23 protein-coding genes and 1 pseudogene are annotated in these 18,807 nt (G+C 72.6%); 9 read left to right on the top strand and 15 right to left on the bottom strand.

The annotated features are described in order from the left end of the window. Positions 1-183, bottom strand: a pseudogene (locus C5507_RS10365) (hypothetical protein); the annotation flags it as partial. A 114-nt stretch (positions 184-297) separates the two neighbouring features. On the opposite strand from C5507_RS10365, the gene C5507_RS10360 reads away from it, so the two are divergent. The 3 genes from C5507_RS10360 to C5507_RS10350 all read left to right on the top strand — a co-directional run bounded on the left by C5507_RS10360 (position 298) and on the right by C5507_RS10350 (position 1,818). Further along, positions 298-939, top strand: coding sequence for a hypothetical protein (locus tag C5507_RS10360; protein ID WP_104528441.1), 642 nt, complete (start codon positions 298-300; stop codon positions 937-939). Between the two features lie 30 nt (positions 940-969). Next, a complete protein-coding gene (locus C5507_RS10355) occupies positions 970-1,239 on the top strand; it encodes a DUF2277 domain-containing protein (RefSeq protein WP_104528440.1) in 270 nt (89 codons plus the stop codon). A gap of 72 nt (positions 1,240-1,311) precedes the next feature. Further along, positions 1,312-1,818, top strand: coding sequence for a PGPGW domain-containing protein (locus C5507_RS10350; RefSeq protein WP_104528439.1), 507 nt, complete (start codon positions 1,312-1,314; stop codon positions 1,816-1,818). A 4-nt stretch (positions 1,819-1,822) separates the two neighbouring features. Here C5507_RS10350 and C5507_RS10345 read toward each other — a convergent pair whose 3' ends face one another. Then, positions 1,823-2,056, bottom strand: a complete 234-nt coding sequence (locus tag C5507_RS10345) for a hypothetical protein (protein ID WP_104528438.1) — start codon at positions 2,054-2,056, stop codon at positions 1,823-1,825. Between the two features lie 108 nt (positions 2,057-2,164). Between C5507_RS10345 and C5507_RS10340 the strand changes: the two genes are divergently transcribed. After that, complete coding sequence (locus C5507_RS10340; protein WP_104528437.1) at positions 2,165-2,608, top strand: GNAT family N-acetyltransferase; 444 nt, start codon at positions 2,165-2,167, stop codon at positions 2,606-2,608. A gap of 2 nt (positions 2,609-2,610) precedes the next feature. After that, entirely contained in the window at positions 2,611-2,934 is a 324-nt protein-coding gene (locus tag C5507_RS10335; protein ID WP_242611082.1) for a hypothetical protein, read from the top strand. 52 nt (positions 2,935-2,986) lie between these two features. Here the strand turns inward: C5507_RS10335 and C5507_RS10330 are convergent, their stop codons facing one another. Then, entirely contained in the window at positions 2,987-3,481 is a 495-nt protein-coding gene (locus tag C5507_RS10330; RefSeq protein WP_104528435.1) for an LppU/SCO3897 family protein, read from the bottom strand. Between the two features lie 186 nt (positions 3,482-3,667). Between C5507_RS10330 and C5507_RS10325 the strand changes: the two genes are divergently transcribed. Together C5507_RS10325 and C5507_RS10320 are read left to right on the top strand one after the other, a co-directional pair. Further along, the gene (locus C5507_RS10325; RefSeq protein WP_104528434.1) at positions 3,668-4,399 is read left to right on the top strand and encodes a hypothetical protein; all 732 of its coding nucleotides are present in this window, start codon (positions 3,668-3,670) and stop codon (positions 4,397-4,399) included. Positions 4,400-4,408: 9 nt separating this feature from the next. After that, positions 4,409-4,792, top strand: a complete 384-nt coding sequence (locus C5507_RS10320) for a PaaI family thioesterase (RefSeq protein ID WP_104528433.1) — start codon at positions 4,409-4,411, stop codon at positions 4,790-4,792. A gap of 11 nt (positions 4,793-4,803) precedes the next feature. On the opposite strand, the gene C5507_RS10315 is transcribed toward C5507_RS10320, so the two are convergent. After that, positions 4,804-4,986 carry a hypothetical protein gene (locus tag C5507_RS10315; protein ID WP_104528432.1) on the bottom strand — a complete coding sequence of 61 codons (183 nt, stop codon included), beginning with the start codon at positions 4,984-4,986 and terminating at the stop codon, positions 4,804-4,806. Between the two features lie 138 nt (positions 4,987-5,124). On the opposite strand from C5507_RS10315, the gene C5507_RS10310 reads away from it, so the two are divergent. Further along, positions 5,125-5,406 (top strand): DUF427 domain-containing protein, encoded by a 282-nt coding sequence (locus C5507_RS10310; protein ID WP_104528431.1) that lies wholly within the window; start codon positions 5,125-5,127, stop codon positions 5,404-5,406. A 10-nt stretch (positions 5,407-5,416) separates the two neighbouring features. Here C5507_RS10310 and C5507_RS10305 read toward each other — a convergent pair whose 3' ends face one another. From C5507_RS10305 to C5507_RS10265, 9 genes are all read right to left on the bottom strand, one after another. Further along, positions 5,417-5,827, bottom strand: coding sequence for a hypothetical protein (locus tag C5507_RS10305; RefSeq protein WP_104528430.1), 411 nt, complete (start codon positions 5,825-5,827; stop codon positions 5,417-5,419). A gap of 212 nt (positions 5,828-6,039) precedes the next feature. Then, a complete protein-coding gene (locus tag C5507_RS10300; protein WP_104528429.1) occupies positions 6,040-7,968 on the bottom strand; it encodes a flavin-containing monooxygenase in 1,929 nt (642 codons plus the stop codon). 3 nt (positions 7,969-7,971) lie between these two features. Continuing rightward, a complete protein-coding gene (locus tag C5507_RS10295; protein WP_104528428.1) occupies positions 7,972-8,877 on the bottom strand; it encodes an alpha/beta hydrolase in 906 nt (301 codons plus the stop codon). 7 nt (positions 8,878-8,884) lie between these two features. Continuing rightward, positions 8,885-9,721, bottom strand: a complete 837-nt coding sequence (locus C5507_RS10290; RefSeq protein ID WP_207225750.1) for a fumarylacetoacetate hydrolase family protein — start codon at positions 9,719-9,721, stop codon at positions 8,885-8,887. Between the two features lie 106 nt (positions 9,722-9,827). Continuing rightward, a complete protein-coding gene (locus C5507_RS10285) occupies positions 9,828-10,922 on the bottom strand; it encodes a cupin domain-containing protein (protein ID WP_104528426.1) in 1,095 nt (364 codons plus the stop codon). 125 nt (positions 10,923-11,047) lie between these two features. Beyond that, a complete protein-coding gene (locus C5507_RS10280) occupies positions 11,048-12,070 on the bottom strand; it encodes an ABC transporter substrate-binding protein (protein ID WP_158657564.1) in 1,023 nt (340 codons plus the stop codon). Between the two features lie 90 nt (positions 12,071-12,160). Continuing rightward, a complete protein-coding gene (locus C5507_RS10275) occupies positions 12,161-12,913 on the bottom strand; it encodes an ABC transporter ATP-binding protein (RefSeq protein WP_104528424.1) in 753 nt (250 codons plus the stop codon). Between the two features lie 17 nt (positions 12,914-12,930). After that, positions 12,931-13,839, bottom strand: coding sequence for an ABC transporter permease (locus C5507_RS10270; protein WP_104528423.1), 909 nt, complete (start codon positions 13,837-13,839; stop codon positions 12,931-12,933). Next, positions 13,836-14,615, bottom strand: coding sequence for an ABC transporter permease (locus C5507_RS10265; protein WP_207225751.1), 780 nt, complete (start codon positions 14,613-14,615; stop codon positions 13,836-13,838). Before C5507_RS10265 ends, C5507_RS10270 begins: the two co-directional genes overlap by 4 nt. A gap of 515 nt (positions 14,616-15,130) precedes the next feature. Here C5507_RS10265 and C5507_RS10260 point away from each other — a divergent pair. Continuing rightward, complete coding sequence (locus C5507_RS10260) at positions 15,131-15,910, top strand: IclR family transcriptional regulator (RefSeq protein WP_104528421.1); 780 nt, start codon at positions 15,131-15,133, stop codon at positions 15,908-15,910. On the opposite strand, the gene C5507_RS10255 is transcribed toward C5507_RS10260, so the two are convergent. Together C5507_RS10255 and C5507_RS10250 are read right to left on the bottom strand one after the other, a co-directional pair. Beyond that, positions 15,833-17,533 carry an FAD-dependent monooxygenase gene (locus tag C5507_RS10255; RefSeq protein ID WP_104528420.1) on the bottom strand — a complete coding sequence of 567 codons (1,701 nt, stop codon included), beginning with the start codon at positions 17,531-17,533 and terminating at the stop codon, positions 15,833-15,835. The genes C5507_RS10260 and C5507_RS10255 overlap by 78 nt on opposite strands. Next, entirely contained in the window at positions 17,530-18,609 is a 1,080-nt protein-coding gene (locus C5507_RS10250; protein ID WP_104528419.1) for an amidohydrolase family protein, read from the bottom strand. The genes C5507_RS10255 and C5507_RS10250 overlap by 4 nt, the downstream gene beginning before the upstream one ends. Positions 18,610-18,807: the final 198 nt, after the last annotated feature.

The raw sequence follows: 18,807 nt of genomic DNA, 5'->3' as shown, positions 1-18,807 counted from the left end.
GGCGCCCTCGACGACCGCCACGGTGCCGTCCAGCCCGACGTCCGCACCGCCGGGTCCGGGCAGCCGCCCCGGCAGCGCCGCCAGCCCGGCGAGGAGCCGGCCGGCGGCACCCGCGCGGTCCCGCCACCAGCCGTCGGGCCGCGACCCGACGACGTTGGCCACGTCGACCAGCAGCACCGTCATCCGTCCTCCTACCGGGGGGTCCTCGCGCGACGTCGTTTCCGCGCGGAGCCCCTCGGGCATGCAACCTGATCACCGCCCGGGGGATTCACGGCGGCTCCGACGAAGGGAACCACCATGGCCGGGAACCACCACGATCACACGCACTCCGACCGCGACACCACCGTGGGCGCCACCGAGGGGGCCTCGGTCTCCCGCGGGGTCGCCCGCGACGCCGTCACCGCCCAGCACGACCGCTACGGCGGCATCAAGTGGGGCGCGGCCTTCTTCGGCTGGCTGTCGGCCAACGGTCTGGCCGTCATCCTCGTCGCGCTCCTGTCGGCGGCCGGCGTCGCGCTCGGCCTGGCACAGGGCGTCGACTCCGCCGACGCCGCGGCCGACCAGGTCAGCACCGGGATCGGCATCGGCGGCGGCATCGCCGTCCTCGTCGTCCTCTTCCTCGCCTACCTGGCCGGCGGCTACGTGGCCGGCCGGATGGCCCGCTTCGACGGCGTCCGCCAGGGCCTCGCAGTCTGGCTGATCGGGCTGCTGGTCGTCCTCGCGCTCGCCGCGGCCGGGGCGATCCTCGGCTCGCAGTACAACGTGCTGCAGCAGCTCAACCTGCCGCGCATCCCGGTCGACGAGGGCACCGCCACCACCGCCGGGATCATCACGCTCGTCGCGATCCTGCTGGTCACGCTGCTCGGTGCGATCCTCGGCGGCAAGCTCGGCGAGCGCTACCACCGGAAGGTCGACCGCGCAGGCTTCGACCTGGTCTGAACCGGCCCGCCTGCTCCTAGGCTGCACCGCATGTGCCGCAACATCCGCCCGCTGGCCAACTTCGAACCGCCCGCGGCGGACGACGAGATCCGGGCCGCCGCGTTGCAGTACGTCCGCAAGATCAGCGGGACCGCCAGGCCGTCCCGGGCGAACGTCGAGGCTTTCGACCGGGCGGTGGCCGAGGTGACCGCCGCGTCGGCCCGGCTGCTCGAGTCGCTGGTGACCACCGCCCCGCCGAAGGACCGCGAGGTGGAGGCCGCCAGGGCCCGGGCCCGGGCCGCCGTGCGGTACGGCACCTGAGCCGGGGGCCGGACGTGGATCGGTTGTGCACCATCGGAGTGACGGGGCGGTGCGGCGGGTAACGCAGTGCGCATGACCTCCGCACCGCAGACCACCGCCGGCACCACCGACGTCCGCGTCACCGGCAACGGTGCCGCCGAGCAGGAGGCGCCGGGGCACGGTTCCACCGTCTGCGCCGACTGCACCGACGGGCTCGGCAAGCCGCGCCCGATCGAGCCCGGCTCGTTCCGGGAGAGGGTGCACAGCAACCCCGCGGTGGCCCTCACCTGGCGCGTCGCCGTGTTCACCGCCGGACTGCTGCTCGTGATGCTGGGCATCGCGCTCACGGTCCTGCCCGGCCCGCTCACCATCCCGCCGGTGCTGGCCGGCCTCTGGGTGTGGTCGACGGAGTTCGACTGGGCCCGCCGGTTCTTCGCCGTCTTCCGGCGCAAGGCCGTGGCGGCCTGGCGGCACGCGCGCCAGCACCCGGTCAGCTCCCTGGCCGTGACCGTCGGCGGGCTGGCCGCGGCTGCCGCCGTCTTGTGGGCCGTCGGCCACTTCCAGCTCGTGGACCGGGCGACGGCGGCGCTCGGCCTCTGACCGGTCAGTCCTCCCCGGCCCGCCGCACCTCGTGCGGGTCCGGGGTGCGGAACGGCGGTTCACCGTCGTCGCCGGGCCCGCCGGTCGCGGCGGCACCGGTGTCCTCGGCGCGGTCGGGTTCCTCACCCCCGGGTCCGAATCCCGGCGCGGGTGGCGGCGCGCCGGCTCCGGGATCCGCTGCCGGGATCTCCTCGTCCTGCTGGCCGAGGTGGGGTTCGAAGGGGCTGGACATCGACATGCGCCGCTCCCTACCCCGCCGCGGCCCGGCACTCCCCTGCCGTCCGGGATCTTCCCCTGATCTACCACCGCGCGTCCGGCGGCCGGAGGCCTGGGTTACAACTCCTGCATGAGCTCCGCCCCGATCCTGCGCCGCGCCCGGTTCGCCGAACTCACGCCGTTCGAGGTGTACCGGTTGTGCCGGCTCCGGGTCGACGTCTTCGTCGTCGAGCAGGAGTGCCCCTACCCGGAGCTGGACGGCAGGGACCTGGAGCCGGCGACGGAGCACCTGTGGTTCGAGACCGACGGCGAGGTCCTGGCGACCATCCGGGTGCTGGACGACGGCGACAGCCACGCCATCGGCCGGGTGGCGACCGCGGCCACGGCGCGCGGGCGCGGCCTGGCGGCGCAGCTCATCGAGGCCGCCGTGGCCGACTACGGGAACGGCCCGCTGACCCTGGGCGCGCAGGCGCACCTCGAGCCCTGGTACGAGCGGTTCGGCTTCCGGCTCAGCGGACCCGGTTACGTCGAGGACGGCATCCCGCACGTGCCGATGCGCCGCGACGGGGTGTGACGGTGGACGAGGCGGCGACCCTGCTCGCCGCGGCGGGGCGGCTCCGGTCGCTCGCGGTCCGCAGCACGGCCGGCGACTGGCGCGTCGGCGGCCTGCTGGCCAGCCGGCCGGAGGTGGTCGCGCACGCACCGGACGGCGGCACCGAGCACGTGGCGGAGGCGCGGACCCGCTCGGCCGCGTGGATCGCCGCCCTCTCCCCCGCCGTGGCGGAGCCCCTCGCCGCCTGGCTCGCCGCCTCGGCCGCCGCGGGCACGCCCGATCCGGCCGCCGTCGCCCTGGCCCGGGTGCTGCTCGGGCGGCTGCCCGCGGAGCGGCCCACCCCCTGAGACGACGAGTGCCCCGCCGGCGGACCGGCGGGGCACTCGCAGCGAGCAGCGGTCAGACCGGCTCGGCGCAGTAGATCTTGCCGTCTGCGTTCTCGTCCTCGGGGCCGTACCAGATGGCCGACTGGGCGGTCGCGAACTCGGTGCAGAGCATCCCGGTGGCCATGAACTCGTCGTAGGTCATCTCCTGCTCGTCGACCCCGACGACCTTGGCCTCGGCTTCGTCGGAACCGCAGTCGACGGTCTCGACGTCCTCGCCCATGGCGCCCTTGATGCAGTCCCCGACCTCGGGCTCACCGGCGCCGAACAGGCCGAAGGCGGACGCCGCGACGCCCAGGACGACGACGCCACCGACGATCGGCAGCACCTTCTTCAGGGTGCTGCCTTTCTGCGGCCCACCCGCGGCCGAGGCGCCACCCGGCGGGGTCCAGGCCCCGGCGGGCTGACCCGGCTGCTGGTCGAACGGCTGGTACGGCTGACCGGGCGGGACGGGCTGGCCCGGCTGCTGGCCGGACGGGTTCGTGTCCGGGCCGTGTCCGGGGTGGCTCATGGGTGCTCCTGGTGATTAGTCGATGTGCGTACGGCGAGATCCTGTCCCACGCGGCCCCGACCAGGACCGTTTTCCACCGGATGGGCAGGTCGCAGGCCCCCGGCGGACCCGCCCGCACCACTCGTCACACCCATCCCGCGGCCGTGCGACCGGTCGAGCGGCGGCCGGACCGGGTAGCCGCCGGGGATGCCACGCACGCCGCTCCCGGACCCGCTCGACCCATCCCCGCTCGAGGCCGGCTCGGCCGCGCCTTCCGAGGTCGAGGGCCTGGCGCGGCGGCTGGACAAGCCGATGGGCGCGCTGGGGCTGGTCTTCGTCCTCGTCGTGCTCGGGCAGTCGCTGGCCCGCGAGGCCTGGCTGGTGACCACGCTGAGCATCGTCGGCTGGGTGCTCTGGGCGGTCTTCGTCGCCGAGTTCGTGTTCCGGGCGGTCACCGCGCGGGACCGACGGCGGTTCTGGACCCGCAACTGGTGGCAGCTGCTCTTCCTCGCCCTGCCGTTCCTCCGCTTCGCCCGGGCGCTGACCCTGCTGCGGGCCGCCCGGGTGGGCGGTGTGCTGTCGGCCGCCGTGCGCGGGTCGCGCTCGGCCGGCCGGCTGCTCAGCGGGCGCATCGGCTGGCTGAGCGCCGTGACGGTCGTCGTGGTGCTCGCCGTCAGCCAGCTGCTCTACGTCCTGGGCATGTACGACTCCTACGGCGCAGCGCTCTACGACGCGGCGCTGGCCGCCATCAGCGGGGAGCCGCTGTCCGCCCGCACCGCGCTGGCCCGCGTGCTCGACGTCGTCCTGGGCGTGTACGCGGTGGCCGTGTTCGCGACGCTGGCCGGCGCGCTGGGGGCCTACTTCCTGGAGCGCCGGGACCCGGCGCCGGCTGCCGCACCGGACCGGCGGCCGGGCGTGCGGACGCCGGGCCGGGGGTAGGGCCCGGCCATGAGCGACGACGTGGCCACGGGTGGGTTCGCCGCACGACTGGGAGCGCGGCCGGAGGCAGCGGCGGACGGCTCGTCGCGCATCGCGTTCGAGGCGACCGACGAGCACCTCAACCCGGCCGGCACGCTGCACGGCGGCGTGCTGGCCACGCTGGTCGACACCGCGATGGGTGCTGCGGTGCGGACCACGACCGGCGACGACGAGGTGCCCGCCACCAGTCAGCTGACGGTGACCTACCTGCGCCCGGGCAGGCCCGGACCGCTCACCGTCAGCGCCCGGCTGCGCACCCGTGGCGAGCACCTGACGGTGTGCGAGGCCGACGTGCAGCAGGACGGCAAGGACCTGGTGCACGCCGTGGCCACCTTCGCGCTGCTGGAGCGCTGAGCGACCGGTGGCTACCGGCCGAGCTGGCTGACCAGGAAGGCGAACAGGAAGATCAGCGCGATCCCGCCGAGGAAGATCGCCGGCAGCAGGATGCGTCCACGGCGACGGCTCGACTCGGTCGACATCTGCGGCTCACCGGTCTCCGTGGGGTCGCGCTCGTCACCGGGGCGTCCGGCGGGGTGGGAACCGGTCATGGGAGTGCTCCTGCCAGTCGTGGGATTCGGACCGTGCGGATCACGCGTCCTCCCCGGCATGCCCTCCCTGGACACCGTCCACGCGCGACCTGTGCGATCCGGGATGACCGATCGACCTGCGGGGAGGACTATCGCGGCATGACCACCGCAACGTGGAACGGCACCGTGATCGCCGAGTCCGACGACATCGTCACCGTCGAGGGCAACGCCTACTTCCCCCGGGCCGCGGTGAAGGAGGACCTCCTGCGACCGTCGGACAAGCAGACGGTGTGCCCGTGGAAGGGGACGGCGTCCTACTTCAGCCTGGAGGTCGACGGCCAGGTCAACGCGGACGCCGCCTGGTACTACCCGGAGCCCGAGGACGCCGCCCGGGAGATCACCGGGCGGGTCGCGTTCTGGAAGGGCGTCGAGGTGCGCTGAGCCGGCGCCGTCAGCGCCCGGGACGGGTGCCGGCGAGCTCGCGGGCCGAGGCGGCCGCATCGGCGTCGAGCTGACGGGCCACCGACTCGGTGTAGGAGTCCCAGGCCCGCTGCGGGCTGACACCCAGGGCGCTGGCGATCTCGTCCCAGTCCGCACCGCCGCGCAGTGCGGCACGGATGCCGACCAGCTGGCTGTCGTGGGCCTTGCGGGCGATCACCTCGCCCAGCGCGAGCAGTTCCAGGGACTCGTGCACGTCGAGCTGCGTCTGGTCGTCCATCAGGCTGGACCAGGAGTCGGCGTCGGCGTCCCGGACGGTGTTCAGGGCGGTGTCGCCGTTGTCGCGCCGGCTGAGGAAGTCCAGCCGGGTGGCGGCCGTCGTCAGCGAGAACTCCGCCTCGAGGGCCTCGGGTGTGATGCTCATGGGAGAAGGGTCCCCGTCCGGCCCGGCGTGGCAAACCCGGATGCGCGCGACCTGCGGCACGCGGACGCCCCCGGAATCACTCACCCGGGCCGGTCGTGGCCCGCTCAGCACGTGGACGCCCGTCCCCGCCACGTCGAGGGTGGCCACCTGCGGCTGGATCGCCGGCGCAGCCCCGGTTCCCGTCGGGCAGCTCCGGCCCGGGGGGTCGTCCGTCACAGGAACAGGTAGTCGTCGGGGGCCGGCCGGCGGGTGAGCCGCCAGTACTCGAGGGTGTGCAGCGGCCAGTTCTGCGAGACGCGCCCGGTGGCGTTCTTGTACCAGTTGCGCACCTCGGGGATCCCCCAGGCCATCGACCGGTTCGCCCGGTCTATCCGCTCGTTGAAGGCGTCGACGACGTCGGCGCGGACCTCCATCGCGCGTCGCCCCGTGGAGCCCAGCAGGCGGAGGCACTCCAGCACGTAGTTCATCGCCAGCTCGGAGAACATGAAGATGCTGCCGTTGAGGACGAGGTTCGTGTTCGGCCCGTACAGGGAGAAGAAGTTCGGGAAACCCGGGACCGTGATCCCGAGGTAGGCACGCGCGTCGCCGTTCCAGTGCTCGTGCAGGTCCCGGCCGGCCCGCCCGGTGACCGTCATGGACGACAGGAAGTCCGATGCCCTGAAGCCCGTGCCGTAGATGATCACGTCCACCTCGTGCTCGACCCCGTCGCGGGTCCGGACGCCCCGCTCGGTGATCTCGGCGATGCCCACGCTGACGAGGGAGACGTGGTCCCGCTTCAGGGTGGAGGCCCAGACGCCGTTGTCCCGCAGCATGCGCTTGGCGTACGGCGGGTAGGACGGCACCACCTTGTCGAGCAGGTCCGGGCGATCGGTGTACTGGCTCCGGATGTGCTCGGTCAGCTGGGCCCGGAGGCGGGCGTTCGGGGCCGACACCGAGCCGGGCTCCCGCCAGTCGGGATCGACGACGGCGAAGGCGTGCATGCCGTCCACCGCGATCCAGAACTGGTAGAAGCGGAACCAGCGGGCGTAGTAGGGCACGTGCCGGAACAGCCACTGCAGACCGGGCGCGATGTCGTCGTGGTACGTGGGGGCCGGCAGCGCCCACGGAGGAGTGCGCTGGAAGACCACCAGCTCGGCGACCTCGTCGGCGATCGACGGGATGACCTGGTAGGCGCTGGCCCCAGTGCCGATGACGGCCACCCGCTGCCCGGCCAGCTTCACGTCGTGGTCCCATCGGGCGGTGTGGAAGGACGGCCCGGCGAAGCTGTCCCGCCCCGGGACGTCCGGGTAGTTCGGCTGGTTCAGCTGGCCGACGGCGGTGATGACGGCCTGCGCGGTCACCGACGACTCGGTGCCGTCGCGGTCCCGGGTCAGCACGGTCCACGTGCACGTCTCGTCGTCGAACCTGGCCTCGACCACCTGGGTGCCGAACCGGATCCGGTCGCGCAGGCCGAACTCCCCTGCGACGTCCCGGAAGTACCCCTGGATGGCGCTCTGCCGGGAGTACTGCTGGAGCCAGTCGTCCTTCTGCGCGAACGAGTAGCTGTACGCGAAGTTGTTCGTGTCCAGACGGCAGCCGGGGTAGTCGTTCTCGAACCAGACCCCGCCCACGTCGTCGTTGCGCTCGAGGACGACGAAGGACAGGCCGGCCTGGTCGAGGTGGTGGGCCGCGGCGAGACCGGACATGCCCCCTCCGACCACGACGACCGCGTGGTCGACCTGGGCACCGGCCCCCGGGGTGGTCGCGAGCCGGCGCCCGACGTCCTCCGCCAGGCCGAGCTCCTGCATGAGCAGCGGCTCGTAGTCCTCGGAGACCTCCCCGGTGAGGAAGCGCATCAGCCGACGCATCTCCGCCGTCCCCAGGTCACCGGCGACCCGGCAGCCGCCGTCGCGGAACCGGCGCAGCGCCTGGAACGCGGCCTCGCGCGCCCGTTCCTGGGTCTCCTCGTCCATGCCGCCCTGCGGTGCGATGAACGCGTCCTTGGCCCGGCGCGGTGGCTGGAGGTCCGGGGCGATCAGCGTGAGATCGCCGGTGATGTGCGCCAGAGCCGGGAGCAACGGCGGCAGGTCGGCGTCACGCAGCACGCGGCGCAGCGTCTCGTCGTCCTCGGTGATGGGCTCGATGGGGTTGCAGATCGCCATGCGTCAGACCTCCGGTCGGCGCTCGTCCGGCCACGGGCTGGCCCCCACGGCCTCGTCCAGGAACGTCGCGATGCCGGACGCGAGCTCGCACTCCTGCCCGCGGTAGTAGTGCTCCGCACCGGCGAGGACGAGCCGCCGGTCGCCCTCCCCGGCGAACTCGTTGAACACGGAGTGCCACAGCGCGTGCCGCGGTTCGGCGTCGCCCCAGGCCAGTAGCACCGGCGCGGTGGCATGCGACACGTTGGCCAGCCAGACGCCCTCGGGCTCCTCGAGCCGCTGGACGAGGCTGCCGGCGCTGATGGCGTGGTACCAGCCCGGCACCGGGATGAGGTCGCGTTCCCGGCCGTCGGCGACCATCCGCCGGGCCAGGTCGGCGGCCCGGACCTGGTCGGCCGGGTCCGGCCACCACAGCGGGAAGGGGTTCTTGTTCGTCGTCAGCGGCGACAGGAGGACCCACGCGTCGATCGCAGGGTCCCTCGGCATGAGGTCGGCCGCGTAGAAGCCCCCCGAGGAGTGCCCGCAGACGACGACCCGGTCCACGCCGCGCTCGCGCAGGTGCGCGACGCCGGCGGCCAGGTCGAGGTGTCCGGTGGCGAGGTCCTCCCACATGCCGCCCTCGACGGCCCAGTCGTCCGTGCCCACCGTGTAGCCGAGGTCGTGGCAGCGCATGTTGACCGCCAGGTGGGCGATCCCCGGCAGCAGCGGCGGCAGGAAGCGCGAGGGTCCGTTGAGGACGCTGCTGCCCTTGCCGTGGACGTGCAGCATCCCGACCGTGGGCTCGTCAGCCGGGTACCAGAGCGCGTCGATCGGCAGGCCGTCGGCCCGGCGGAGCTCCACGAGCTCCACGCCCACCCGGATCGGCGTCGCCCATGAGGAGACCGGCCCCGTTCCGGCGTCGACGACCGTCATCGACGGGTCACCGGACCTGGACGGTCATGGCACCGATGCCGCTGATGGACATCTCCAGCTCCTCCCCCGCGGCGATCGGGCCGACCCCGGGCGGAGCCCCGGTGAACAGCACGTCACCGGGGTTGAGAGTCATGATCGTCGACGCGTACGCCACGATCTGCGGCACCGGCACCAGCAGGTCCCGGGTGTTCACCGACTGCCGCACCGCTGCCCCACACGTCAGCCCGATGTCCAGCCCCGAGCCGTCCCCCACCTCGTCGGTGGTCGCGATCCAGGGGCCCAGGGGACTGAAGGAGTCGTAGCTCTTCCGCCGCGACCGGTCCGCCGCCGAGCGGACCGTGATATCGAGGCCGGCGGTGAACCCGAGCACGTGCTCCATCGCCGATGCGACCGGGATGTCCTTCCCGCCGGAGCCGATCACGATCACGAGCTCGGACTCGTGGTGCACCTCGTGCCCGGCCTCGACCACGTCGGCCGGCAGCACGATGTCCGCGCCCGGGCCCACGATCGACGACGGCGCCTTCAGGAAGACGTCGAACTCCATCATCCAGGCCTCGACGCGGCCCAGCGTCCGCTCCTGGACCCCGTGCATCTCCGCGACGTGCTTGCCGTAGTTGCTCGCCGCCGCGACCACCTTGGTGGGGCCCAGCACCGGGGCGCGCAGCGCCACGTCGGTCACCGCGCGCGGGGCTCCCTGCTCCGCGGCCGCCGCGAGCGCCGGGGCCAGAGTGCGGAAGTCCCGGCAGAGCGCCCGCCACCACCCGGCGGTCAGCGGGTCGGGATCGTGCGGCCACGGCAGGGCATCGGTGACGTCGACGACGGCCCGGCCGTCGGCAGAGACCACCCCCAGCCGATGGTCATCGAACAAAGCGAGCTTCACGAGGGACTCCAGGGAACAGTCGGGGGGGACGCCGGCGCCGATGTCGCGGGCGCGGGCAGGCCGAGGACGGTCATCGCGGGAGGAAGACCCCCGTCACCGACTGCGGCTCGGGCAGCGTTTCCTGCCGGTAGATCCCCAGTGCGCGCAGCACTGGCGCGTCGGTCAGGAGGAAGAGGTCGGCCTGCTCGTCGGCGGCGTGCTCCACCGCGGACCACGAGGGCACGACGAACATGTCCCCCGGGCCCCAGTCGAAGCGCTGCCCGTCGATGACCGAGGACCCGGAACCCTGGAAGGCGACGTACACGGCGTTGCCCGAACGGCGGACCGCCGGGGTGCGCGCGCCTGCGCGGACGCGGTGCACGGCGCAGGCGAGCGTAGGCAGCACGCTGGCCCCGGTCGTCGGGTTCACGTACTCCACGGCGATCAGCGGCTCGTCCGATCCTGCGGCCCGCCGGTCCAGCTCGGCCGCGGTGTCGGCCCACCGGTAGACGAGCAGGGGTGACGCCGTCGGGGACACGACGCCCTCCACCTCACCCTCCACGTAGCGGGTGCCGCCGGCGTGGGTGCGTTCGGAGGTGTTGTGCTCGGCCGGCTCCGGCTGGCTCTCCCCCGGCCCCGGGTACTCCTCGAAGAACACCCCGTCGAGGGCATCGATCATCGGGAGGTCGAGGCCGTCGAACCAGAACATCTCCGAGTCGCCACCGTTGACGTGGTCGTGCCAGTTCCACGACGGCGTGAGCACGAGGTCACCGGGGTGCATGTCGCAGGCGTCGCCGTTCACCGTCGTCCAGACGCCTTCGCCCTCCAGCACCCACCGGACCGCTCCCGGGGTGTGCCGGTGTGCCGGGGCGGTCTCCCGCGGCCCGAGGCACTGCAGCGCCCCCCACAGCGAACCGGCCGCGTACGGCTTGCCGCCGAGGCCGGGGTTCTGCAGCGACAGCACCCGCCGCTCGCCGCCCCGCTCGACGGGCACCAGCTGGATCGCCCGTCGGGCCAGCGGCTTCATCGTCGCCGCCGACCACAGCCACGGGATGGCCCGGGGGCGAGGGGTCGGGGTGAGCAGCTGCTCGGTGATCGTCCACAGCGGCCGCAGGTCGACCGCGGCGAGGTCCCGGTACAGCGCGTCGAGCTCGGCGTCGTCATGGGCCTGCGCGGAGCTGGTCATGGCATGTCCTCCAGTTGCCCCGGCCGGGGACCGGGTCGAGAGCTGCGCCGCTCGCGGGGAGCGGCGGACGTCCCCGGAGCGGCCGGGCGGCGGCCCCGGGGACGTGGTGCCGGTGGCGCGACCGGCTAGTTGATGACGGCGTCCTCGTAGTCGATCTCCTCGTCGATGAGGCCGTACTCGGCCATGAGCTGACCGGTCAGCTCGATCGACTCCATGTCCGACGCACCGCGCCACTGGATGAGGTTGATCTCCTCGGCCAGCGCCGGGTCGAGGTCGATGAGCGCCGGCAGGGCCGCCCGGAAGGCCTCCGGGTCCTCCCTGATGTCATCCGCGGTGGCCTGCACGGCGGCGGCGAAGTTGTCCGCCACCTCCGGGCACTCGTCGATCTTCTCCTCGGTCATGATCATCGTGCCGATCTGCAGGCCGGGCTTGATGCCCACCCACGGGCGGTCGACCACGCGGAGCCCCTGGTTCTCGGCGATCGTGACGAACGGCTCGATGAGGATGCCGGCATCGACGTCACCCCGGCCGATGGCAGCGACGATCTCCGGGAAGGGCAGCTCGACCGGGCTGATCGCGCCCTCGGCCGAGCCGTTCTCCTCGATGATGTCGTTGATCGCGAGCTCGTTGACGTTGCCGAGCGCGTTGACACCCATCCGGACGCCTTCGAGGTCCTCACGGCTCTGGATCGGGCTGTCGGGCTTGACGAGCACTCCCGAGAAGTCGCCCTCGGGCTCGTCGGAGGTGGAGCTCCCGCCCGAGACCATCTTGAGCGGCAGCCCCGCCTCGATCGAGGTGATGGCCGACACCAGGTCGAGGCCCATGACGTCGTACTCGCCCTGCAGCAGCGCCGGCACGCTGGTGGTGCCGCCTCCCGGGCTGGGCGTCACCGTGAGGTCGATGCCCTCCTCCTCGAAGTTGCCCTGCTGGACGCCGTACGCCACGAAGGAGAGCGGACCCCCGGGGGTCTCGGCCATCGTGAGCGCGGTCAGCCCGTCGCCGCCGCACTCGCCGCCACCCGCGGCTGCCGGGGTGTTGCCCGAGTCCGGGGCGTCGGACAGGCCGCCGCCCTCCGATCCACCACAGGCGGAGAGCAGCAGGACGGCGGTGGCCGTCAGGGCCGTGCAGGCGTACGTCGAGGACTTCATCGGGTTTCTCCAGGTGACTCGGGAGGTGCGTGGGGCGTCGGTGCCCATCCATCAGGAGCCGTGCGGGTGGAGCGGGGGTGCAACCGCGCCTCAGTGCCGGAGGGCGGAGAGCAGTTCGCTGCGCAGACGGGCGAACTCGGGCAGCGCCTTGGTCGTGATCTGGTCCCGTGGCCGCGGCAGGTCCACGTCGGCCACCGTGGTCACCGTCGCCGGCGCCTTGAGGACCAGCACCCGATCGGCCAGGTAGACCGCCTCGTCGATGTCGTGGGTGACGAAGACGATCGTCACGGCATATCGCTCCCAGATCCCGAGCAGGAGGTCCTCGAGGTCCGACCGCGTCTGGGCGTCGACGGAGGCGAAGGGCTCGTCCATCAGCAGCACCCGCGGCCGGTAGGCGAGGGCGCGGGCGATGGCCACCCGCTGCTGCATGCCGCCGGACAGCTGCCAGGGGAACGCCTTGGTCCGGTCGCCCAGGCCGACGGCGTCCAGCGCGTCGGCCGTGGCGATCTTCGCCTCCTGCTTGGACATCCCCTTGTAGCGCAGCGGGAACGACACGTTGCGCTCCACCGTCATCCACGGCAGCAGCGAGCGGCTGTAGTCCTGGAACACGTAGGCGAGGTCCTCGGGCGGGCCGTCGACCGGGCTGCCCTCCACGAGGATCTGGCCGCTCGTGGCCGGCGCCAGCCCCGACAGGCACCGGAGCATGGTGGTCTTGCCGCAGCCGGAGGAGCCGAGGATGCAGACGAACTCCTTCTCCCCCACGACGAACGACAGATCGCCGACGGCGACGTTGCCGGTCTCCTCGCTGCCGTAGACCTTGCGCAGGTGTGACACCTCGAGCACGTCGGACCTCCTGAGAGTTACGAGACGGGGCGCGACGAGCGCGCTGTGGACGGGACGTCCGGTGCGGTAGCGGCTTCCGGCCCACGGCCCTCGGCGTCGTCCGGCCCGTGGCCGTCGGCGGAGGACTCGACCGCAGGTGCGGCGGCGGAGTCGCCGAGCAGGCCCTTGGCACCCCGGTGCCAGAAGAGGACGCGGGCCTCCACACGGAGGAAGAGCCAGTTGAGGACGAAGCCGAGGAGCCCGATCACCACGATGCCGGTCCACATCTCGGGGATCTCGAACCCGCGCTGCGACTGCAGGATGAAGTAGCCCAGGCCGTTGGCGCTGGCGACCATCTCCGAGATGACCATGAGGATGATGCCGATCGACAGGCTGGTCCTCATGCCGGCGAAGATCCGCGGGCTGGCCGCGGGCAGGATGATGTGCAGCAGGACGCTGCGGGACGGGATGCGGTAGGAGCGCGCCATGTCCAGCTGCTGGCTCTCCAGGCCACGCACCCCGTCGATCGTGTTCAGCAGGATGGGCCACACCGTGCCCAGCGCGATGATGAAGACCTTGGAGTTGGTCCCCGTGCCGAACAGCAGCAGGGCGAACGGGATCAGCGCCGGAGCCGGCAGCGCACGCAGGAACTCCACGACCGGCTCCGATGTCAGGCGCGCCCGGCGGGAGAGCCCCAGGGCGATGCCCGCGACGACGCCGACGACGACGGCGAGGCTGTAGCCCGCGACCAGCCGCGACACGCTGGGCAGGAGGTCGACCGGCACGCGCTCGAAGAGCCAGGTGTCGGCGAACGTGGACCCGATCTCCGTCAGAGGCGGGAAGTAGAAGTTGTCCGCCTGCGCGCTCCACACCCCGTAGCCCAGGAGCAGTCCGCCCGGGAGGACGAACTGGAGCAGGAAGTCGCTGACGCGGGGCGCAGTCCTCACAGGGCCACCTCCCGGTGGGAGGGGTGCCAGCGCAGCAGCCGGCGCTCCACGGACAGGAAAACGGTGTTGAGCAGCCAGCCGAGCAGACCGGTGGCCAGGATCAGCGCGTACATCTGGGTGATCGACCCCGAGATCTGCGAGACGACGATGGCCCGCCCCAGTCCCGGGGCGCCGACCACCAGCTCCGCGGTCAGGGCGAGGATCAGCGCGATGGCCGACGAGATGCGCAGGCCGGTGGCGATGTAGGGAGCAGCGCTCGGCAGGATGATCCGGGCGAAGCGGGCCAGCGGTGGCAGCCCGTAGGACCGCGCCGTGTCCCTCGCGACCGGGTCGACATCCTGGACGCCGTAGATGCTCTGGAACAGGATCGGCCAGAAGCAGGCGAACGCGACGAGGAAGACCTTCATGTCCTGGCCGACCCCGAAGACCAGGACGGCCAGCGGGATCAGCGCGACAGACGGCACCGGGCGCAGGAACTCGATGACCAGCCGGCTCATCTGGAACGCACGCTTGCTGGCGCCGAGGAGCATGCCCAGCGGCACGGCGAGCAGGGCGGCGAGCAGCAGCCCGACGGCCCAGCCGCGCATCGTCCGGCCGACCTCGATCCACAGCCCCGGCTCCACCAGCAGGCCCAGCAGCGAACCGTAGATCTCGCTCACCGGCGGGAAGGACTCCCGCGGCAGCACGCCGGTGCGGGAGCAGACCTCGAGCACCACGAGGATCGCCGAGATGCCCATGAGACGGGGCGCCCAGTCGCGGAGGCGGCCTCCGAGCACCCTGCCACGGCCTCGTCCGGCCGAGGAGCCGGTTCCGGCCTGCTGAGGGGGCGCGGAGGACGCCTTCTCCGCTACGCGCACGGCCAACGCAGCACCCGCTTCTCCATCCGTTCGGCACGACCCGAAGGCCTCTTCTCGGGGCGACGGGAGCCGCGCGCCGGTCCCGACGACCCCTCTGCGCCATCGGCGCATCCATGTGTCGGGCGCCACGTAAGCTAGCTCACTCTTCCCTCAAGTGACAAGAAAGCATCGCAGATTTCTGCATGGAAGAAATATGGTCACGGTCGGATGACTGTGCCGGCGGTTTCCGGACCCACTGGCGCCACAGGCGGACCTGCCCGCACCTCCGGCCGCTCGCCCCCGGGCAGCCGGCTCCGGCACAGGCGGGCGGGTGGCCACACCGCGGCCACGACGCCCCTCGTACCGGTCCGCACGGGGAACACCAGCGAGACTCCGCCCACCCGGAACGGCTCGGTCGACCGACGTGTGGACGCCTCGGCTGCTAGCTTTCTGCTATGGAGAATCCCGTTTCCGACCGGGCTGGCCTGCGGTCGGTGGACAACGCGCTGCGCCTGCTGGACCTCATCGGCGAACGGCAGGTGCTGCGGGTGGCGGAGGCGGCTGACGCGCTGGGCGTCGCCGGGTCGACCGCTCACCGCCTCCTCACGGCCCTGCGCCAGCGGGGCTTCGTGCTCCAGGACAAGCCGCACAGCGCCTACCGCCCCGGTCCGGCGCTCAACGCCATCGGGCTCGCCGCGATCGGCCGGATCGACATCCGCCGGGTCGCCCGGCCCATCCTCGAGGACCTCGCGGAGTCGACGCAGGAGACCGTGAGCCTGTGCCTCCTCGAGGGGCGCAGCGTCCGCTTCATCGACTGCGTCGAGAGCCCGCGTCCGGTTCGCGTCGGCGATCGCACCGGCGTGGTCATGCCTGCGCACTGCACGGCGGCGGGGAAGGCCATCCTCGCCGGCATGTCGCCCGGCGGCCTGCGGCGGCTGTACCCCGACGGCGAACTGGGCGGCCTGACGGACGCGTCCATCACCAGGCTGGACGCACTCCTCGACGAACTCCAGACCATCCGCGACAGCGGGTACGCGATCAACATCGAAGAAGGCGAGAACGGGATCAGCGCCGTGGGCACGTCCGTACCGGACCCGCACGGAACCCCCCTGGTGGCGCTGGCCGTCGTCGTCCCGTCCGGTCGCCTGCCCGACGCGTCAGCGGGTCGGACGCTCGCCCCCATGCTGCTCGAGGCCCGGGACCAGATCACCCGGTCGCTGCACACCGCCACCTGAGCCGACGAGGGCCCAGGATCCCGATCCGGGGGCGTGCCCGGTCACGGCGGCGATCACCGCATCGGGGTCCACGCACTCGTCCCCCACCCACGCCACGTACTGATCCGGGCGCACCAGCACCAGGTCCGCGCCGTAGGCGGCGCGGACGTGCTCGCCGATGCCGACGACCTGTAGCGGCACCGACGCCCGCTCGGCGGCCGTGATCAGCCCCGCCCCCTGCCCTCCGGCTCGCAGCAGGACGAACCCTACCCCGGTCAGCCGGTCGAACAGGTCCACGCCCGTGCCTTCCGGCTGGGCCGCCAGGTGGTGACCCGGGCGAGCCCGCGTCTCGTGGCTGCCGTAGGCGCCGGGACGCCCCCCGCCGGAGGTCGCGATGACGGGCGACCCCTCGTAGTGCGGCTCGTACGCGGCGACCTCCGCCGCGGCTCCCTCCGCGCGTGCGGCCCACGCCGCCTCGAACGCCTCCCGGTCGGTGGTGGGGTCGTGGGTGGCGAGGAAGTCCGCGTCGACCTGGATGGACCGGGCGATGAAGTCGTCACGGGTGGAGGCGAAGACGGGGCGCCGTTCGGCGTCGTAGGAGTCCAGCAGGCCGGGTCCGCCCCATCCATGCAGCGTGGCGGCGAGCTTCCACGCGAGGTTGGCGGCGTCCTCGAAGCCGGTGTTGATGCCGTAGCCGCCGTAAGGCGGGTGGCTGTGCGCGGCGTCGCCGGCGAGGATGATGCGGCCCTGCCGGTACCGGTCGGCGAGCGCGAAGCGCATGTCCCAGAAGCCGACGTGCTCGACGTCGATGTCGAACCGGTCCCCGACCGCCCGCCAGACCAGCGGCCGGAAGTCCGCCCCTGGGTCCGCCACGTCGACGGGGGCGTGGAAGAACCACGATTCCGTGGCGTCCACACGCCCCAGGAACTGCCAGTACCCCGACAGGTCCGGGTGCAGGACGTTGAAGAACGACGTGCCCGGGTAGCGCGCCAGGAGACCGTCGAGCTCCCGGGAGCGGAAGACGAGCAGGACCATCAGCTGCTCGTGGTCCGTCCCGTCCTGACCGATGCCCGCCGCCTCGCGGACGACCGAGCGACTGCCGTCGCAGCCGACCGCGTGGTCGGCGAGGACCTCCAGCACCGCGCCGGATGCGTCCCGCGCGCGGACCCGCACGCCGTCGGCGGACTCGCTGACCTCCTCGGCCCGCCAGCCGTGGTGCACCGCCACGGTCGACAGCTCCGCGACACGGGCCCGCAGCGCCCGCTCCGTCGCGTACTGCGGGAGGCGCTCGTTGTCCGTCGCGTAGAACCGGCGGACGGCGCCGCGCCGCAACCACTCGTAGGAGTACTCCCCGAGCAACGACCCGTACGCGGTGAGCCCCCGGGAGTGCCCGACCGGGATGGCGCGGCCGGCCCGGACGCGGTCCTCGACCCCCCAGGCCCGCATGTGCTCCATCGTCCGCTGGGTCAGGTTCTGGCCCTTCGGCACGAGCTGGGGCTCGGCCCGGCGCTCGATCACCGCGCACCGGATGCCGAGCTGCCCGAGCCCGATGGCCAGCCCCGTCCCGACCGGGCCTCCGCCGACGATGACGACCTGTGACCGGACGGGCTCGCCGTCCCCCGGGCCACCACCCCCGGAGGTCACGCCGGGGCGGGGACGTTCAGGCCGAAGACCCGCTCGGCGTTCGTCTGGAAGAGCATCCGCTTGGTCTCCGCGTCGATGTCGAGGTTGTCGTGGGTCAGGACCTCGGAGACCTCGTACTCGTACGGGTAGTCCATGGCGTACATGACCCGGTCGGCGCCGAGGACCTGCTGGCAGAACCGGATCGCCGGCTCCCACGCCATGCCGCTGGTGGTGATGTAGACGTTCTCGCGCATGTACTCGCTGATCGTGCGCTGGGTCGGCTTCATCGACTCGTACCGCTCGGCGCGGACCGTCGCTGCGTGCATGTGGTCCAGCCGGAAGAGCCAGAACGGCAGCGCCTCGCCGGCGTGGCCGACCACGATGCGCAGCCGCGGGAACCGGTCGAAGACGCCGGCGGTGATGATGCGCAGCAGGTGCAGGCCGGTGTCGACGCCGAACCCGTAGATCGCCCCGTCGAGGCCCGCCTCCTGGAACGGCTCCAGCATGTTCGCCGGGAGGCCGGTCGGGTGGATGTAGATCGGGACGTCGAGGTCCTCGGCGGCCTCGAAGATCGGCCAGAACTCCGGATCGGAGAGGTAGCGGCCCTGGGTGTGACCGTTGATGACCCCGCCGTGCAGCCCGAGCTGCGTCACACCCCGGCGCAGCTCCTCCGCCGCCGCCGCGGGGTCCTGCGGGGCGACCGCGGCCAGACCGCTGAACCGGTCGGGGTGCCGGCGGCAGGCATCGGCCAGCTGGTCGTTGGTGGATGCGGCGAGCGCCACGCCCTCGCCCCGGTCCAGCCACTGCACGCCCGGGGCGGTCAGGAGCAGCAGCGCCCGGTCGATCCCGGCGGCGTCCATGTCCGCGATGCGCTCCTCACCGAGGTCGAGCAGCCGCCGCTTGATGGTCCGGGGGCGCTCGGCCTGGCTGGTCGTGTAGAAGCCGGCCAACCCGGCGAACCCGGGGTCCACGTCGGTCCGCTCCATGGTCCGCGCCCAGGCGTCGAAGAGGTCCGGCGTGGCGAACGCCTCCTCGGTGGCGATGCGCAGGTAGCCCTGAGCGCCTCCGGTGCGGGGCGTGGCGGGGTCGGTGCTCATGCGTGGTGCTCCTCGGGCAGAGACGGGGGCAGAGATCGGGTCGGAGCCACCGGCCGGCTCAGGAAGCCTCCGACATGACCGCGGACGGGCCACGGTCTCGACGCAGTGGTGAGGCAGGACACTAGTTCCCGTAGCGGTCAGAGGAAACCGAATGTGCAACTTTTCCGCACTGCGGAAGCCTGCAGTCATGGGTAGCAC

This window comes from Blastococcus saxobsidens (genome assembly GCF_002938435.1).
Taxonomy (GTDB): domain Bacteria; phylum Actinomycetota; class Actinomycetes; order Mycobacteriales; family Geodermatophilaceae; genus Blastococcus; species Blastococcus saxobsidens.
The sequence above is the reverse complement of the archived record's forward strand: the minus strand, read 5'-3'. Positions and strand labels throughout refer to the sequence as shown.

What these genes read in the sequence shown, in the direction of transcription:
- C5507_RS10360 (WP_104528441.1), top strand. Translation starts at nt 298, where the DNA reads ATGGCCGGGAACCACCACGATCACACGCACTCCGACCGCGACACCACC.
- C5507_RS10355 (WP_104528440.1), top strand. Translation starts at nt 970, where the DNA reads ATGTGCCGCAACATCCGCCCGCTGGCCAACTTCGAACCGCCCGCGGCG.
- C5507_RS10350 (WP_104528439.1), top strand. Translation starts at nt 1,312, where the DNA reads ATGACCTCCGCACCGCAGACCACCGCCGGCACCACCGACGTCCGCGTC.
- C5507_RS10345 (WP_104528438.1), bottom strand. Translation starts at nt 2,056, where the DNA reads ATGTCGATGTCCAGCCCCTTCGAACCCCACCTCGGCCAGCAGGACGAG.
- C5507_RS10340 (WP_104528437.1), top strand. Translation starts at nt 2,165, where the DNA reads ATGAGCTCCGCCCCGATCCTGCGCCGCGCCCGGTTCGCCGAACTCACG.
- C5507_RS10330 (WP_104528435.1), bottom strand. Translation starts at nt 3,481, where the DNA reads ATGAGCCACCCCGGACACGGCCCGGACACGAACCCGTCCGGCCAGCAG.
- C5507_RS10325 (WP_104528434.1), top strand. Translation starts at nt 3,668, where the DNA reads ATGCCACGCACGCCGCTCCCGGACCCGCTCGACCCATCCCCGCTCGAG.
- C5507_RS10320 (WP_104528433.1), top strand. Translation starts at nt 4,409, where the DNA reads ATGAGCGACGACGTGGCCACGGGTGGGTTCGCCGCACGACTGGGAGCG.
- C5507_RS10315 (WP_104528432.1), bottom strand. Translation starts at nt 4,986, where the DNA reads ATGACCGGTTCCCACCCCGCCGGACGCCCCGGTGACGAGCGCGACCCC.
- C5507_RS10310 (WP_104528431.1), top strand. Translation starts at nt 5,125, where the DNA reads ATGACCACCGCAACGTGGAACGGCACCGTGATCGCCGAGTCCGACGAC.
- C5507_RS10305 (WP_104528430.1), bottom strand. Translation starts at nt 5,827, where the DNA reads ATGAGCATCACACCCGAGGCCCTCGAGGCGGAGTTCTCGCTGACGACG.
- C5507_RS10300 (WP_104528429.1), bottom strand. Translation starts at nt 7,968, where the DNA reads ATGGCGATCTGCAACCCCATCGAGCCCATCACCGAGGACGACGAGACG.
- C5507_RS10295 (WP_104528428.1), bottom strand. Translation starts at nt 8,877, where the DNA reads ATGACGGTCGTCGACGCCGGAACGGGGCCGGTCTCCTCATGGGCGACG.
- C5507_RS10285 (WP_104528426.1), bottom strand. Translation starts at nt 10,922, where the DNA reads ATGACCAGCTCCGCGCAGGCCCATGACGACGCCGAGCTCGACGCGCTG.
- C5507_RS10280 (WP_158657564.1), bottom strand. Translation starts at nt 12,070, where the DNA reads ATGAAGTCCTCGACGTACGCCTGCACGGCCCTGACGGCCACCGCCGTC.
- C5507_RS10260 (WP_104528421.1), top strand. Translation starts at nt 15,131, where the DNA reads ATGGAGAATCCCGTTTCCGACCGGGCTGGCCTGCGGTCGGTGGACAAC.
- C5507_RS10250 (WP_104528419.1), bottom strand. Translation starts at nt 18,609, where the DNA reads ATGAGCACCGACCCCGCCACGCCCCGCACCGGAGGCGCTCAGGGCTAC.